At 71.9% G+C, this 15,603-nt stretch carries 13 protein-coding genes and 1 pseudogene; 5 read left to right on the plus strand and 9 right to left on the minus strand.

Features of this window, described 5'->3' with window-relative positions; translation table 11 throughout:
• Window positions 1-140: 140 nt before the first annotated feature.
• Together WJ438_RS34005 and WJ438_RS34010 are read right to left on the minus strand one after the other, a co-directional pair.
• Window positions 141-1,319, minus strand: coding sequence for a nucleotide disphospho-sugar-binding domain-containing protein (locus tag WJ438_RS34005; RefSeq protein ID WP_406728604.1), 1,179 nt, complete (start codon window positions 1,317-1,319; stop codon window positions 141-143).
• Entirely contained in the window at window positions 1,316-3,034 is a 1,719-nt protein-coding gene (locus WJ438_RS34010; protein WP_406728605.1) for an FAD-dependent monooxygenase, read from the minus strand. Before WJ438_RS34010 ends, WJ438_RS34005 begins: the two co-directional genes overlap by 4 nt.
• 221 nt (window positions 3,035-3,255) lie before the next feature.
• Between WJ438_RS34010 and WJ438_RS34015 the strand changes: the two genes are divergently transcribed.
• Genes WJ438_RS34015 through WJ438_RS34025 form a run of 3 tightly spaced genes read left to right on the plus strand, consistent with a single transcriptional unit; the run spans window position 3,256 to window position 6,457 of the window.
• A complete protein-coding gene (locus WJ438_RS34015; protein WP_406728606.1) occupies window positions 3,256-4,194 on the plus strand; it encodes a hypothetical protein in 939 nt (312 codons plus the stop codon).
• A gap of 11 nt (window positions 4,195-4,205) precedes the next feature.
• Complete coding sequence (locus WJ438_RS34020; protein WP_406728607.1) at window positions 4,206-4,952, plus strand: SDR family NAD(P)-dependent oxidoreductase; 747 nt, start codon at window positions 4,206-4,208, stop codon at window positions 4,950-4,952.
• Between the two features lie 59 nt (window positions 4,953-5,011).
• Window positions 5,012-6,457, plus strand: a complete 1,446-nt coding sequence (locus WJ438_RS34025; protein ID WP_406728608.1) for a sialidase family protein — start codon at window positions 5,012-5,014, stop codon at window positions 6,455-6,457.
• A gap of 97 nt (window positions 6,458-6,554) precedes the next feature.
• Here WJ438_RS34025 and WJ438_RS34030 read toward each other — a convergent pair whose 3' ends face one another.
• The 6 genes and pseudogenes from WJ438_RS34030 to WJ438_RS34055 form a co-directional block, all read right to left on the minus strand.
• Window positions 6,555-6,791, minus strand: a complete 237-nt coding sequence (locus WJ438_RS34030) for a DUF6059 family protein (protein WP_406728609.1) — start codon at window positions 6,789-6,791, stop codon at window positions 6,555-6,557.
• Between the two features lie 254 nt (window positions 6,792-7,045).
• A complete protein-coding gene (locus WJ438_RS34035) occupies window positions 7,046-7,288 on the minus strand; it encodes an acyl-CoA carboxylase subunit epsilon (RefSeq protein WP_406728610.1) in 243 nt (80 codons plus the stop codon).
• The gene (locus tag WJ438_RS34040) at window positions 7,285-8,898 is read right to left on the minus strand and encodes an acyl-CoA carboxylase subunit beta (protein ID WP_406728611.1); all 1,614 of its coding nucleotides are present in this window, start codon (window positions 8,896-8,898) and stop codon (window positions 7,285-7,287) included. The genes WJ438_RS34035 and WJ438_RS34040 overlap by 4 nt, the downstream gene beginning before the upstream one ends.
• Window positions 8,899-9,029: 131 nt before the next feature.
• Window positions 9,030-9,634: pseudogene (locus tag WJ438_RS34045) on the minus strand (DNA-binding response regulator).
• Window positions 9,635-9,784: 150 nt separating this feature from the next.
• Window positions 9,785-11,971, minus strand: a complete 2,187-nt coding sequence (locus WJ438_RS34050; RefSeq protein ID WP_406728612.1) for a TOMM precursor leader peptide-binding protein — start codon at window positions 11,969-11,971, stop codon at window positions 9,785-9,787.
• A 72-nt stretch (window positions 11,972-12,043) separates the two neighbouring features.
• On the minus strand, window positions 12,044-12,283 hold the full coding sequence (locus WJ438_RS34055; protein WP_406728613.1) for a hypothetical protein: 240 nt from the start codon (window positions 12,281-12,283) through the stop codon (window positions 12,044-12,046).
• A 418-nt stretch (window positions 12,284-12,701) separates the two neighbouring features.
• Here WJ438_RS34055 and WJ438_RS34060 point away from each other — a divergent pair, with 418 nt between their 5' ends.
• Together WJ438_RS34060 and WJ438_RS34065 are read left to right on the plus strand one after the other, a co-directional pair.
• The gene (locus WJ438_RS34060; RefSeq protein ID WP_406728614.1) at window positions 12,702-13,832 is read left to right on the plus strand and encodes a sensor histidine kinase; all 1,131 of its coding nucleotides are present in this window, start codon (window positions 12,702-12,704) and stop codon (window positions 13,830-13,832) included.
• A gap of 62 nt (window positions 13,833-13,894) precedes the next feature.
• Window positions 13,895-14,569, plus strand: coding sequence for a hypothetical protein (locus WJ438_RS34065; protein ID WP_406728615.1), 675 nt, complete (start codon window positions 13,895-13,897; stop codon window positions 14,567-14,569).
• Window positions 14,570-14,755: 186 nt separating this feature from the next.
• On the opposite strand, the gene WJ438_RS34070 is transcribed toward WJ438_RS34065, so the two are convergent.
• Window positions 14,756-15,553: a BTAD domain-containing putative transcriptional regulator gene (locus WJ438_RS34070; protein ID WP_406728616.1), complete on the minus strand. Its 798-nt coding sequence runs from the start codon at window positions 15,551-15,553 to the stop codon at window positions 14,756-14,758.
• Between the last annotated feature and the right edge of the window lie 50 nt (window positions 15,554-15,603).

Below are 15,603 nucleotides of genomic sequence, written 5' to 3' on the forward strand. Positions count from 1 at the left end.
AGTACCCCCGGCTCCGCACGCGCCTCCGGGCGCATGCGGAGCCGAGGCCCGGCGACAGGTCCACGGACATGAGAAGTCCCGCTCCCGTGCGAGGGAAGCGGGACTTCTCCGTGTCGGAAGAGGAGGGCGCGTACGTGACGTCAGGCCGGCGCCACCAGGGCTTCCAGGCCCTGGGCCGTCCGGGCCGGTGAGGGCAGCGACTGCACCTCTTGGCGCAGCCGGGCGGCGGCCCGGGTGAAATCAGCGTCCGACAGCAGGATGTGAACGGTCTGAGCGACCAGTGGGCCGTCCGCCAACGCGGCGGTGTCCAGGCGCAGGCCCGCGCCGGCCGCGACCACGCCGCGGGCGTTCTCGTCCCCGTCCACGACGGCGGGGAAGATCAGCTGGGGCACTCCGGCCGCGGACGCGGTCAGCGTCGTGCCCGCGCCGCCCTGGTGGACCACCGCCGCGCAGGAGGGCAGCAGCAGATGCAGCGGCATCGATTCGGCGACGCGGACCCCCGGCGGCAGTGGTGCGAGGTCCCGGCTCGTGGGGACGGCGAGCACCAGCTCGGCGTCGAGGCCGGCCAGCGCCGCCGCGATCCGCTCCACCGGGGCCGGGCCGCGCGCCGCCGACCGCGTCGACGTGCCCCATGTGACGCACACCCGAGGCCTGCGCGGCGGCACGCGGAGCCATGCCGGCACCTCGCCCGCGCCGTTGTAGGGGACGTGCGCCGTCGGCAGCCGACGGATCGGCGCGCCCGCCTCGCCCGGTGTGCCGGGCAGGCGCAGTGACGGTGGGCACGGATCCACCGTCACGGCGCCCAGCGGGTTCACGCCGGCGGCATCCAGACCGTGCGAGGCCAGCAGTGCGGAGAGGAACGGGCTCTCCTCGGCCCAGCGGCCGGCCGTGTAGTCCGTGCCCCACAACTGGCGCACCAGCGGTACCCGCAACACCTCGGCCGCCACGAGCCCCGCGTAGGCGCGGGGCTCGTGGACGACCAGGTCCGGTGACCAGTGACGGGCGTAGTCCAGCAGGTCCGGGGTCATGGCCTCGCCGACAGCCGCGAACATCGTCATCGCCCGCGCCCGGCGCTCCCGGGTGTGCGCCGCCGGATCGACGCCCGCCCCGCCGAGTACGTCGAACCCGCGCCACAGGGCGCGAGTGTCGACATCCTCGCCGCAGCTCACCCAGGGCAGCCCCGAGCCGAGCACCAGCTGGGCCAGCGACGGAGAGGAGGCGACTCGGACACTGTGTCCGCGAGCCCGCAGCGCCCACGTCAGCGGCACCAGCGGGAAGAAGTGGGACGCCTTGGGGAAGGCGGAGACCAGGACCTTCACCGCGCCAACACCCCGCGCAGCACGCGCTCCAGCTCTTCCGCGGCCTCCTGTGCCGTCCCGGCGGGACCGTGCGCACGCCACGCGACGAACCCGTCCGGGCGGACCAGTACCGCGCCGCCCGCGCCCACCCCGTGCGCGTCGGCCCACGAGGTCTCCCGGGTGGTCAACTCGGCACCCGTCCGGGCCAGTCGTCTGGCGCGCGCCGCCACGCCCAGCCGGGCGGCGGCGGTGTCCAGCGCGTTGGCCCAGCGGTCGCCCGACAGGCCGGTGCCTGCGAGCAGTACGAAGCCGCGGCCGTAGAAATCGAGCGTGGAGGCCTCGGTGCCGGCGTGCTCCACGGGAAGGTGCGGGGCACGCGTGCCGGGGCGGCCCCTCAGCTCGCCCGGTGGCAGCGCCGGTGGCAGCGCCGGGTCCGCCCCTGGCACGGCGGCCGAGCGGTAGCAGTAGCCGAGCACGGTGGCGTAGTACTCGTACGGCCTGAACGGCGAGGCGTCCGTTCCTGCGGACTTCTGCTCCCCGGCACCGGGCCGGGCGGCCTTTGGCTCTCCGGCCTCGGCTCCCGCGCTCCCCGGCTGCGCACTCGGGGCCTTCGTCCGCCGATCCAGCTGCAACAGAGCCTGGGCGACCGTGAGTTCGGCGACCGGGCGGCGCTCCGCGTCATAGCTGTCCAGCAGTGCCGGGTCGGCCTCCTTGTGGTGCACGGCGGCCAGTTTCCAGGCCAGGTTGTGCGCGTCGGCGATGCCGGTGCTGGCCCCGAACGCCCCGGTCGGCGGCATCACATGGGCGGCGTCGCCGACGAGGAGCACCCGGCCCTCGCGGAACCGGTCCGCCACCCGCGCCGCCAGCTCGTAGCCGAGGACCTTTGTGCCGTCGGCGAGTTGCGGCACGATCGCGACATCGAGGTCGGGCACGCCGATCGCCTCACGGACCAGGGCCACGCAGCGCTCGTCGTCGAAGTCGGCCAGAGTCTCCCCACGTTCCGGGTCGTACGGCATGCTGAACACCCAGCGGCACTCCCCGTCGTGCTGGAGCAGCACGGTGCCCGTCACAGGGCGGTCCAGGTGGCACACGCCGAGCCGGCGGCCGCGCAGCGGCTCGGTCAGGTCGGCCTCGAAGACCAGCGTCATCGTGGAACCGATCAGGCCACGCCCGTGCGTGCCGATACCCAGTCCGGTACGGATCGGGCTGCGGTTGCCGTCCGCCGCGACCAAGTATCCGGCGCGCAGTGTCTTCTTGGTGCCGCTCGCCCGGTCCCGGACCACTGCCGTGACGCCCTCGGCGTCCTGCTCGAAGGAGACCATCTCGGCTGCGAACCGGATGTCCGCGCCCAGCTCGACGGCTCGGTCACGCAGCACCGTCTCCAGTTTGTCCTGATCGATTGGCGCCCACGGTTTGGGCGTGACCGTGCCCACGGTGCTGGGCGGGTCGAGCGGCGAGCGGAACACCTCCATCCCGGCGAGCGTCTCGCCGCGGAACAGCAGACCGCCCGGCCGGCTGGAGTAGGAACGATGCGCGAGCACCTGTTCGACCAGCCCGAACTGGTCGAACAGTTCGACGCTGCGCGGATTGATGCTGCGGGCACGCGGGTGCACCATCGCGCCCGTGTGCTTCTCGACCAGCACCACGGGCACGTCCTGCGCGGCCAGGAACACCGCGCTGGACAGACCCGCCAGGCCGCCACCGACTATCAGGACGGCAGGGTTCTCGTCGTACATGACATCCTCTCGGCCACTGGTTGACTGACGCGCGGATGCTCGCACCCGGCCCTCGAGGAACGCTGAACCCACCCTCCGGCCGGTCCCGGTCCAGTCGTGCTCGATCGGACGTCGAGGAACCGGTGGGAGAACAGGGGCGGTCCCGCGCACCGCGGACCCCGGCCCTGCGGCGCGTCCGCGGCGGGCGCCGGACCGGCGAGCACGAAAGCAGTCACCCCTTCATGTCCTCAGTCATCCGACGCGCCGTGCGGCGTCTGGGAGCGGTCGCGCTGGCAGCGGCTCTGCTCGGCGGCGCCCAGAGCGCGCACGGCTCCACCACGGCCACCGCCGAGGCCGCCGCGGCTTCCGCCCCGGTCTCCGCCCCCGCCGATGTCCTGGATCTCGTCCTCACCCACGAAGGCCTGACCCTGCCGATCACCGGCCACCGGCCCGGCTGGCTCACTTTCCGCGCCACCACCGAAGACGCCTCCGGCCACTACCTGTCCATCCTCAAGCTCGCCGACGGCGTCACCGCCGACGACGTCAGCGCCCTCATGGGCAAGGTCACCAGCAGCGACCCGGCGGTGGCCGTCCCGGCCGTCAACCGCCTCTACAGCGACGTGGAGTTCAACGGAGGTGCCTCCGTCCAGGCCGGCAAGCCGGTCTCGGTCAGCGTCAACCTGGACCCGGGCACTTACCACGTCGTGGAGTCGTCGGCGAGCTGGACGTCCGGTCGGCCCGCCTACTACGCCCAGACGCTGGAGATCGCCGGCGACCGGCTCAACTCCCGCCCGCCTGCCCACGACAACGTGCTGCTGGCCGTTCCGCACGGAGACAAGCCCGCCTTCATCGCCCCGCGGCACGCCGACACGGACTCCGCGTACCTGGTCGTCAACCTGACGGCCACGCCGCAGGAGGTGATCTTCCGGCCGGTCACCGCCGGTACCACCGACGCCGACATCCAGGCCTATTACGACGCCGACAAGGCCGGAACGCCGTTGCCGTCCCCGTTCACCGGGCGGGCCGGCGGAATGCTGCCGATCTCGCCGGGCAAGACCGCCGTTCTCCGGTTCGAGAACACCGTGCCCGGCGAGTACGCGGTCAGCTCCTTCACCCGCGACCTGGCGACCGCCGAGAGACATGCCTACAACGGCATGCACCGCGTGATCACCCAGGACTGACGATGGAACGGATGATCGAAACCGTCGCGCCGGACATCGGCCTGGTCGGCCGGAACGCGTTGGTCACCGGCGGAACGCGGGGTCTCGGCCGAGCCGTCACCCTGGCCCTGGCCGAACAGGGAGCGAGCGTCACCGCCTGCTACCGGGAGGACGAACAGGCCGCAGCGGCCCTGCGAGCGGAGCTCGCCCGGCTCCCCGGTGACCACCTGGTGCTGCGTGCCGACGTCACCACCGATGACGGCGCCCGGCGCGCCGCCGAAGCCTGCCGCGAGCGCTCCGGGACCCTGCACGTCCTGGTCAACACCGTCGGCACGATGGAGCGGGCCGCGCTGACGACGCCCGGCGACGCGGTGCTGCGCCGGGCGCTCGCCACCAATCTGGACGCCGCGTTCCTGGTCACCCGGCAGGTGCGTCCCCTGCTCGCGGCCGGCTCGTCCGTCGTCAACGTCGGCAGCGCCGCAGCCCGTCGGGGGCTGCCCGGACACGTCGCCTACACCGCCACCAAAGCCGGGCTCGCCGGACTGACCCGTTCGCTCGCCAAGGAGTGGGGCCGCGACGGTATCCGCGTCAATCTCGTCGACCCCGGCATCCTCGGCGGTGCCGAGCTGCCGCCCGCCCAGGCCGCACACCTGCGCGGTCTGACCGCTCTCGGGAGGCTGGGCACGCCCGCCGAAGTCGCTGCCGTGATTGTCTTCCTCGCCGGTGACCTGGCCGGATACATCACCGGAGCCACCCTCGTCGCCGACGGCGGCATCTGAACCATGACCGTTCGGGACCTCAGCGCACCACTCGTCGTCATCACAAGGAGATCTGCGACATGAGATTCGTCCGAAGTTCGGCCGTCGCGCTCGCCGGCGTGCTCGCCGCGACGGCCCTGCTGGCCGCCGGGCAGGCTTCCGCCGCGCGCGGAGCCGCCGGCGCCGACCTGTCCGGCAGCACACCGTACGCCGACTGCCCGACCGACTCCAGCCAGTACACGGAGGGTTCGGAGACCGAGCCGTGGGTCGCCGCCGACCCCACCGATCCCGACAACCTCGCCGTCGTCTGGCAGCAGGACCGGCACGCCTGGGGTTCCTCCCGCGGCATCATGATCGCCGTCAGTGACGACGGCGGCGACTCATGGACGACCAAGCCGCTGCCGGGCTTCGTGCCCTGCACCGACGACATCGGCCGGGTCACCAACCCCTACCTCTCCTACGGAGCCGACGGCGCGCTGTACGCCTCCGTCACGATGATCGGCGAGCGCACCTCGGTCTGGGTCACCAAGTCGGACGATGCCGGCGAGACCTGGGCACCGCCGGTCGCCCTGGTCGACGACGAGCGCACCGTCATCCACGACAAGCAGGCCACCACCGTCGACCCGCGAGACCCCGACCGCCTGTACGCGGTGTGGAACCGCCGCACGCTTGCCGAGGACAAACACGACCTGCTCCTGGTCACGAGTGAGGACGGCGGCGCCACCTGGACCGAGGCCCGCTCCATCTACCGGCCGGAGACGACGGCCGGCACGGTCGGCCCCCAGTTGCTGGTGCAGCGTGACGGCTCGCTACTGATCGTCTTCTTCGAGAGCGACCACCCCATCGGCGGCACCCCCACGCCGCTCCTGCCCGAGCAGATCAAGTCGATCCGCTCCACCGACGGCGGTGCCACCTGGTCCGAGCCGGTCGTCATCGCCGACAACCAGCTCAACGTCCCCGTCCTCCCCGGGACGACGAACCAGTTGATCGCCCCCGGTATCGTCCCCGACGTCGCCCTCGACCCGGTCTCCGGCACCGTCTACGCGGTCTGGGGCGACGCGGGCCTCAGTACGAGTGGCAGCGCCGTCGGCATCTCCGCCTCCTACGACCGCGGCCGTACCTGGACCACTCCGCGCAAGGTCAACGCCACCCCCGACAGCGTGGCGGGCGGCACCGGCCAGGCGTTCCTGCCCCAGGTCGACGTGCACCCCAACGGCACGGTCGCGGTGAGCTACTACGACTTCCGCGACGACACCGCGGACACCACGTCCACGCTCACCAGCCACTGGCTGGCCACCTGCCAGGCCCGCGGCTGCGCGACGATAGCCTCGGCCTGGACCGAGCGCCGACTGGCCGGACCCACCGCGGGCATCGAGAGCGTGAGTACGTCGTTCGGCGGTCCGTTCGTCGGCACGTACGTGGGTCTTGCCCACGACGACCGGGCGTTCCTTTCTGCACACGTGGAACCGACCGGGGTCGCCGGAGACCCGCAGAACGTGCGGTTCACCCGCGTCTCCGCCCGCTGAACCCTGAGGCCGTAAGCGCCGGGCCCCGCCCGTACCTTCGAGGTACAGGCGGGGCCCGGCGCCTACGTGTGTCGGGGCGCTGCCTCGGTGGCCAGGATTACCAGTGGGCACCCAGCCGCTGCCACAGCAGGAGTTCCTCGGCGCTCATCGGCAGGTCCGAGGCCATCCGCTCGGGGTGACCGGGGGCGGGCCCGGCCAGCTGCCCGGCGGACTCCACAGCGGTGGGACGTTCGGGTGGTTCGGGAACCCAGCCGGGGATGTTCACCCAGGTCGTGCCGACGCACTGCAAGCTGTACCAGAACGCACCGGCCAGCCGGCGCAGGGCGGGGAACACGGCTTGCCATAGGGTTTCTCCTTCGGCGGGGCGCCGGATGCTTCGGCGCAGGACGGGACAGGGACGGGGAGGCGGGGCTCAGAAAGCCGACGGGGTCCGGCCGACGGCGCGACGGCGGCTGTGTGTCCCGGCACGGCCGCGACGGCATGCGGCCGGAACCCGGGACCGGCGGGGGAGCGGCCCGCGCGCTCGTGCCCGGCGGTGCCCGGTGGGCGCTGTCGGCGAGGGGAGGCGCGGTGGGTGAGCTTTCGGCCTCAGCCGTGCTGCTCGCAGCACGGCCGCGCTCCGAAACCGTCGGTGGGACCGCGCTGCCAGGACGTGGCGCCTCGGCCCCCGCCTTCCACCTCCCACCGGGCCCTGCCGACCGGCCCGTGTCCGGCGGGTGCCGGCGGCCGACGGTGGACCAGCGTCAGCAGGACCACGGTCACCGCCGCCAGTTCCTCGGGGCTTGCCGTGCCCCGCACCACACGCAACTTCTCGTCGTCCGGGGCTCTCACAGCGGCTGGTTCCCGTGCTTGCGGGCCGGCACGACCTGGTTCTTGCCCTCCAGCATGGCGAGGGCCCCGATCAGCGCGGACCGGGTGTCGGCCGGGTCGATCACGTCGTCGACCAGGCCGCGCTCGGCGGCGTAGTACGGGTGCATCAGCTCGGCCTTGTACTCCTTGACCAGAGCGGCGCGCGTGGCCTCCGGGTCGGCCGAGGCGGCGATCTGCCGACGGAAGACCACATTGGCCGCTCCCTCGGCGCCCATCACCGCGATCTCGTTGGTGGGCCAGGCCAGCGACAGGTCGCAGCCGACGGAGCGGGAGTCCATCACGATGTACGCGCCGCCGTACGCCTTGCGCAGAATGACCTGCACCCGAGGCACGGTGGCGTCGCAGTAGGCGTGCAGCAGCTTCGCGCCGTGCCGGATGATGCCGCCGTGCTCCTGGTCGACGCCGGGCAGGAAGCCGGGCACGTCGACCAGGGTGACCAGCGGAATCCCGAACGCGTCGCAGAACTGCACGAATCGGGCCGCCTTCTCGGAGGCCGCGATGTCCAGCACTCCCGCGAGCACGCTCGGCTGGTTGCCGATCACTCCGGCGACCCGCCCTCCCAGCCGGGTCAGCGCGCACACCACATTCGGTGCCCACGCCTCGTGGACCTCCAGGAACTCGCCGTCGTCGGCCATCTCCGCGAGCACGGCCCGCATGTCGTAGCCCCGCTCCGGCTGGGCGGGTACCAGGTCGAGAAGCGCCTCACAGCGTCGGTCCACCGGGTCCTGGGGCGGATGGACGGGCGGCAGCTCGCGGTTGTTGGACGGCAGCAGCGACAGCAGATAACGGACCTCTGCCAGGCACGACTCCTCGTCGTCGTGGACGAACGCCGCCACTCCGGAGCGGGTCGAGTGCGTCTGCGCGCCGCCCAGCTCCTCATGGCTGACCTGTTCGCCGGTGACCGAGCGCACCACGTCCGGGCCGGTGATGAACATCTGGGAGGTGGAGCGCACCATGAAGACGAAGTCGGTGAGGGCGGGGGCGTAGGCCGCGCCGCCCGCGCACGGTCCCATGACCACGCTGATCTGCGGGATCACTCCGGACGCCCGTACCGACCGGCGGAAGATGCCGCCGTACCCGGCCAGCGCGCTGATCCCTTCCTGGATGCGCGCGCCCGCCCCGTTGTTCAGACTGACCAGTGGGGCGCCGGCCGCGATGGCCAGATCCATCAGCTTGTGGATCTTCTGCGCGTGGGCCTCGCCGAGCGCGCCGCCGAAGAGACGGAAGTCGTGCGCGTAGGCGAACACCTTGCGGCCGTGCACCAGGCCCCAGCCGGTCACCACGCCATCGGTCGGAGGCCGCCGGTTCTCCAGCCCGAAGCCTTGTGCGCGGTGCCGACGCAATCGCTCGATCTCGGTGAACGTGCCCTCGTCGAAAAGGAGTTCCAGACGCTCCCGGACAGTCAGTTTGCCCTTGCGGTGCTGGGCCTCGGTGGCCTGCGGGCCGGGGCCCGCGGCGGCCCGCTCACGGATGGCGGCCAGCTCGGCTGTCAGCTCGCGCAGTCCGGACGCTTTCTCGGCTGCCGCTCTGCGCGGCTGCCGCGCGGGCAGGCCCGCCTCGACGACGCTCATCCCTGGGTGCCCCTTCCCTCGTGTCGGTGCACACCGCCACGCCCGGTGGGCGGTGCGGGCGCGCCTTCAAGGCGAACCCCGAGGGCTGGAGCGGGAATGGAGGAGCGCTGGAGACGGTGGGTGCGGCCCGGTCAGAGCCAGCCGGACGCAGTGGCGATGCGGATCGCGTCCACCCGGTTGCGGGCACCCATTTTGTGCACGACCGTCGTCAGATAGTTCCGGACGGTTCCCGACGACAGGTGCAGCGTCGAGGCGATCTCGTCGATGTCACAGCCGGTGGCGGCGATCCGCAGCACGTCCGTCTCCCGCGGAGTGAGCGGGGAATCGACGACGTCCAGGGCGGCCAGCGTGAGATCCGGGTCGAAGGCCCGCTTGCCTGCGGCGACTGCTCTGATGGAGTCGGCGAGCTGGTCGGGGGAGGCGTCCTTGAGCAGGAAACCGTGGACCCCGGCCGTGATGGCCCGGCGCAGATTGGTCGGCCGGCCCAGGTTGGTGAGGATCAGGATCCGGGTGGGGCTCTCCGCCGGCGCAGCTCCTCGGCGATGGCGATACCGTCCTGACCGGGAAGCTCGATGTCGAGCACGGCCACGTCGGGCCGGAGAGCCAGAACCCGGTCGGCGGCCCCCGTGCCGGTGTCGAGTTCGGCGATCACCTCGATGTCGTCTTCCAGAGAGATCAGCGCCACCAGAGCACGGCGCAGCATGGACATGTCTTCGGCGAGCAGAATCCGGATCATCCGTAGGGGCCCCCGAACCCCCGATGGCTTCAGCCATGATGGCCAGTCAGAATCCGTCGCACTTTAGCCGATGGTTCAAGATTTGTGGACCTTTCGACAAGAGAGGTCCGGGAAGGTGCCGGGGACGGGTTCGAAGGACGCCGGCGAAGGTCAGAGCAGGAGCGGGGCGGGGTTGAGGTCCTCGTACCGCGTCGGACGGGGCAGCCGGCCCAGTGCCACCGGGATGTCGAAGAGCCTGCCCGGTGCGAATCGTGCCCAGAAGTGCCGCATCCCCGGCACCATCACCTTGACCACCGGAAGCCCGATGTCCGGCCGGGTCTGGTCCAGGACGAGAAGCTCCAACCCCTGCTTCGCCACGGCCTGTTCAGCGGCGTGTACGTCGTCCAGGAGATCACCGCGCTCAGGCACGGGGAAGTCGGCGGCGGAGGCGGGCGCCACCTTCTCGGCGGGACGCAGATAAGGGTGACCGGCCACGGTCGCGGTGCGCCACCAGTCCAACAGCCGCTCGTCCGGGCAGCCGTAGCCGCTGCCGTCCGGCGCGGCCTCGACCACGGCCGGCAGCATCTGGTTCACCTCCGCCAATGCCCGGCACAGCGCCACCTTCGCGTCGAAGTGCGCGCCGAACCCCAGCACCACGTCCTCAGCGGGCTTGTCCGTGCGACGGGAAATGGCGGCGAAGACCGGTATGCCGAAGTCCGAAGTGACGTCGAGTGCCTGGACTTCACGATGGACCGAGAGGTGCAACGCCTCGACCTCGGCCGTCCACGGCACATCGAACGACGCCGTGTCCACGGCTCGGTGCCGGGTGCGATTGTACCACCACAGCGCCACCGCGTCCCGCTCCACCAGCTCCAGAAAGCCCTGCACGACGGCGTCCTCCAGGGTGCTGCCGGCCGCGTTGCCGTTGGAGTCCGCCCGGACATGGCCCAGCCCTGGAGTGCGCGGCGCCTCGAAGTACAGCAGCGCGGTCGGGAGCAGCACGTGCCGGCCGTGGGTGAGCGACCACACCGGGGTCCAGTCGACGGGCGCCGACTCGTCGAACGGGACGACGCCCTGCCGCGGGTCGTAGAGCGTACAGCGGTCCGGGTGGACCGCCCGGTCGGCCACGTCGGGCCAGGCCGCCCGAATGGTGGGCTCGTCGCCCTGGTACATGCCGCTGTACCGCTCCAGCGCCTCGCACAGCGCGCCGGCCCGTGCGTCGCGCTCGGTCATGCCCTTGCCGCCGGACTCGCTGCGCAGATGGCGGGCCGGGTCGGTGAGAGAGCGCGGGCCCAGGGCGTGGTTGTGTCCGGCCCGGAAGGCGTAGAGCCCGGCCGGGCCCCGCCTGTCCTGCTCGATCCCCTTGACGACGCCGGTGACGGGAGAGACCAGGTGTCCGAAGGCGCGCAGGGTCTCCTCGGCCGGCACCGCGCGATGGCCGGAACCGGTCCGCTCCCGTTTGGGGCGAGAGCGCAGCGTCACCGGCGCCAGCGTCCGGCGGGCCACCAGACCCGGGTCGCCGCAGCGCGGGCACTGCGGGCGCGCGCGCAACGGATGCAGTACCGACGACATGGAGAGGGTGTCGAGGACGAGCACGCCGTTCTGGCCCGGATACCGGTGCCCGGCCAGCCACTTGGTGCACTCCAGAGCCGCCAGGTGATGGCCGAGGAGCAGGCTCGCCGGGGTCTCGGCGGCCGGCTGCGGTGTCGGCCGGCCCAGCGCGTGGCGCAAGTACAGCTCCGGGCCGCGGTGCCCGGAGAGACGGTGCGTCAGACAGGTGTGGCAGGCATTCAGGCCGGGGCCGTGGACCGGCCCGATCCATACGGTGGTGCCGTGTGGTTTGACCGGCAGCCAGACGGCCCGCCGGGCATCCAGCTCAGCCGCTGCGTCGGCCAGGCCGGGGCTCAGGTAGTCGTCGCACACGACCAGGGTGAGCGCGGCGGACGACGCGTCGTCCGCCGCGGCCACCTCCAGCCCGGCCGCGGCGCAGGCCCGGGCCGCCGCAGGCGCGTCCTCGCTGCCGGCCGCGAGGACCGCCACCCGGTCGGCCGACCTCGTGGCCGGCACGCCCGCCAGCTCCCAGTAGGCGGCCTCGGCGCGGTCCACGGCCGGTGCCGGACCCTGGTGCAGCAGGCCCGAGCGGTGCAGGTTGCCGACCACCGTGGCCACGTCGGCGGGCGAGCAGCGCGGGGCGGCGGCCGCGACCAGGGCCCGGAAGTCGGTCGGGCGGTCGAGCAAGGGAGCCACCACGGCCACCCGAGGGTCTTCGAAGGCCGTGATGGACTGCTCCGAGAGCAGATAGGTGGCCTCGTCCGGCACCACCTCGACTCGAACGTGCTGCTTGAGCCCGAGTTGCATGTCCGCCTCCGTGGTCGGTCGGTGCGTCGTGGCCGTCTGGTGGTGAGGTCCGTCGGGGACGGGTCGCCCGGCTCAGTGACCGGCCAGGGTCTCCGCCTCGGCGGCGATGCAGAGGGTGAGTGCGTGGTGGGAGGCCGGACCGAGAGCGGCGAAGTCCTCGCGGACGGCGTCGAGCAGCTCGCACTGCGCGGCCGCCGCGCTCCCCGGGGCCGGCGCGACCAGGTGCAGCTGCAGCAGCCGCTCGGCGCGGCGCACGTCGTCCTCGACGAAGGCGGGAGCAGCCGGCGCGGACGGGAAGGGGGCCTGGCTCATGGTGGGCTCCTCAAGGTCGGGATCGGGAGGGAAGGTCGTGCGATGTCCAGGAGTAAACGCGGGAGCCGCGAGGCGTGACAAGTGAATGGCTCACGATCGTGGTCGTGAACTCCTCATCCGTCGAAGGCCGTAGAAGGTGACAGGGGAGAACCGGTCGGCGCTGGTGTAACTGACGTAGAAATAGTGTCTGAGTTACGATCGCTTGTATGAGCGCAGTGCTGTGCACGTGTACGTTCTGTGCGAATAGGGGGCTTGGGTGTTGCGTTGCCGTGCGTTCAAGAACGGAAGAGTCGATTCCCTGAACGCTTCAGGAGAAGTCGGGGACGCCGATCCGTGGCCGCCTCCTGAACCCGGCTCCGAGCTTTCCGCCGTCAGCAGCAAGTCGCCGAGTCCTGCGATTGCTTCACTGATAGCGCTCGTGGTGTTGCTCGGCTACGCCCTCATGCAGATGGTCAACGTGCTGGGGGCGGCCACCGGGTTAGTCGAACTGGTGTGCAGTCTCGCCGTGGTGCCGGTCATCGCGACGCTCCACTGGGTGCACTCCTCACCCGCGTTCGCTTCGCTGCGCAGCCGGGTCCTGGTGTGGACACTGCCTCTCCAGGCCCTCATCACCTTCGTTCCCCTGTTCCTCTATGGCTGGCGGTGGGGCGGCATGGGCGGTTTCTTCGCTGCCTCCCTGCTGTACACCCTGCCGGGCCCGAGGGGCAGGGCGCTCTTCGGTTTGACCGTGGCAGGCGTCGTGGTCCTCTCCGCGGCCCAGCACCTCAGTTTCGTCAATGTCGTCTACATGGGCGTCTCGACGGCCCTCACGGGGTTGGTCCTCTTCGCCCTCGCCCGCCTTTCCGCGCTGGCGACGGCCATCCACGAGAACCGCGACGAACTGGCCCGGATGGCCGTCGCCCGCGAGCGCCTGCGTTTCGCCCGCGACCTCCACGACCTGCTCGGCTACAGCCTCTCCTCGATCACTCTCAAGAACGAGCTGATTCAGCGGATCGTCCTGACGAACCCGGAGCGTGCCCGCCAGGAGGTCGGTGAAGTCCTGGTCATCGCCCGGCAGGCACTTGCCGACGTTCGAGAAGTGGCCCGAGGCTATCGGGACCTGTCGCTCCTGGTCGAGACCGAGTCGGCGTGCGCGGTGCTGCGTGCCGCCGGTATCGAGGTCACCAGCGATGTCTCCGTCACCGGACTGCCGTCCGGCGCCAACACTCTGCTCGCGACTGTCCTGCGGGAAGGCCTGACCAACATCCTGCGCCACAGCCAGCCCAGCACCTGCCGGATCTCGACCCGGACCGACGAGAAGGCCGACACCGTTCAGCTGCACCTGGTCAACGACGGCGCCGGCACCCAGGGCGTCGCCTCCCTGGGCAAGGTGCCGGCCGGCACCGGCCTCGGCAACCTGACCGCCCGAGTCTCCGCGGTCGGCGGCCGGCTGCGCATCCGGCGCGGCCCCGAGGACGTCTTCCAGCTGATTGCGGAGGTGCCGCTGAGCCCGCACACGTACACCAAGAGTGCGCGGAACGCCGAGGCCAGGGCGGAGGTTCCGCTGTAGACCGTCGGTTCGCCCCGGCTGCATTCGACTGCGATTCAAGGGGCATGCCTCACCCTGTCACCATGCGCCCACACCACGACGGCCCGGTCTGGCGGAAGGCTGCGCCGGGGCGCGCGGGCAGCCCGCTGGTGGTGGTCGTGGACGGAGTTCCCGGTGGCCACCGTGACGGACCACGCCTACTGCGTCGGCTTGTCCGGCGCGGCTACCAGGTGGCCGTGGTCGTCCCCGACGCAGCCGCCTGGCGGTCCGCCGCGGCCGGCACCTGGCTGGCCGGACTGGCCGTCGGCCGCCGGGACGCGGCCGTCGAGGTCCGCCTGCTCGGCTTCGGCCCGGCCGGCGCCCTTGCGCTGCGGGCCGCCGCCCACGATCCGGCCGTACGCGCGGTGCACCTGCTCGGCACACCGGTGGGCCTGCCCCACCTGGAAGCTCGGCCCCGGCCGGCCACTGCGGCCCGACTGCAGGTCACCGCCCTCGAGAACGAGCCCCCTCGTCAGCCGCTGCACGCCATGCCGCTGACACCTGCCGAACTGTACGAGGTCCGGGCTCCCATCCGCTACGCGTACAACCCCGACGACCCGGTCACCCCGCCCCGGGACGTCGCACTGCTGAAACTCGCCGTTCGGCACTGCGAATTCACGGTGCTCTCGGCGGGCGACGGCGGTACGCCGCACGGCCCTGCGGCAAGACGCTGGGTGGTGGCCGGACTGCCGCGCACCAGGCACCCGCGGTGGGACTAGGGTCTCTCGTTCGGATCAGGCCGGATCAGGCCGGGGCCGAGCGAGAGACCCTGGCGGCCCGCCGGGCGAACCCGGAACGCCTCCGGACCCGGCACCGTCCCCAGGATGCCGCACACTTTCTGCGGCATCACCGAGCCGGGTGGCCCGCGGGCCACCCGGCTCGGTGATGCCGGCGTCGCGGCGCCGTCAGGCCACCAGCGGCCGCGAGTAGGTGTCGTCCAGCTCGGCGGCGCAGTTCAGCACCCCCCGTTGGAGTTCGCGCAGCCGCGGCGACGGCTCCACGCCCAGCTCGTCCACGAGGACCCGGCGCAACGCCGCGAAGGCCTCCAACGCCCGCCATTGCTGGCCCGAACGGTAGAGCGCCAGCATGTACTGGGCGCACAGCCGTTCGTGCAGCGGATGCCGCGCGGTCAGCGCGGCCAGCTCGCTCAGCAGGGACTGGTGGCGGCCGAGTGCGAGGTCCGCCTCGATCCGGCCCTCCAGAACGCTCAGCCGGAACTGCTCCAGCCGGGTCACCTCCACGGCCAGCCGTCGCCCGATCGGCACGTCCGCCAGTGCCCGACCCCGCCACAACTCCAGTGCCCTGGAGAGGTCCTGGGCCGCCCGTGCCCAGTCACCGGCCTCCAGCGCCTGCCGGCCACACGCCGCGCGCAGGTCGAAGGCGCAGGCGTCCACCGTCTCCGGCACCACGTCCAGCAGGTAGCCGCCGTACCGGGTGGTGAGAACGCGCTTGGCTTCCTCCACACCGTCGGGCAGCGCCGCGCCGAGCAGTTTGCGCAGTTGGAGGATGTACGTCTGCAGAGTGGACTGCGCGCTGCGGGGCGGACCGTCGCCCCACAGCTCCTCGATCAGCGCGGATACCGGGACGAGCTGCCGGGGATGGACCGCCAGCAGACCGAACACCTGCCGCGGTTTGCCCGCGGTGGGCAGCAGCGACCTGCCGCCCTCGGTGGCCTCGAGAGCCCCCAGAAGCCTGATGTCCATGCCGGTCTCCTCCCAGCGAACACGGTTGTGACACTGCCAGGTTCCCGGAG

The organism is Streptomyces sp. GD-15H (assembly GCF_045291515.1).
Lineage (GTDB): Bacteria > Actinomycetota > Actinomycetes > Streptomycetales > Streptomycetaceae > Streptomyces.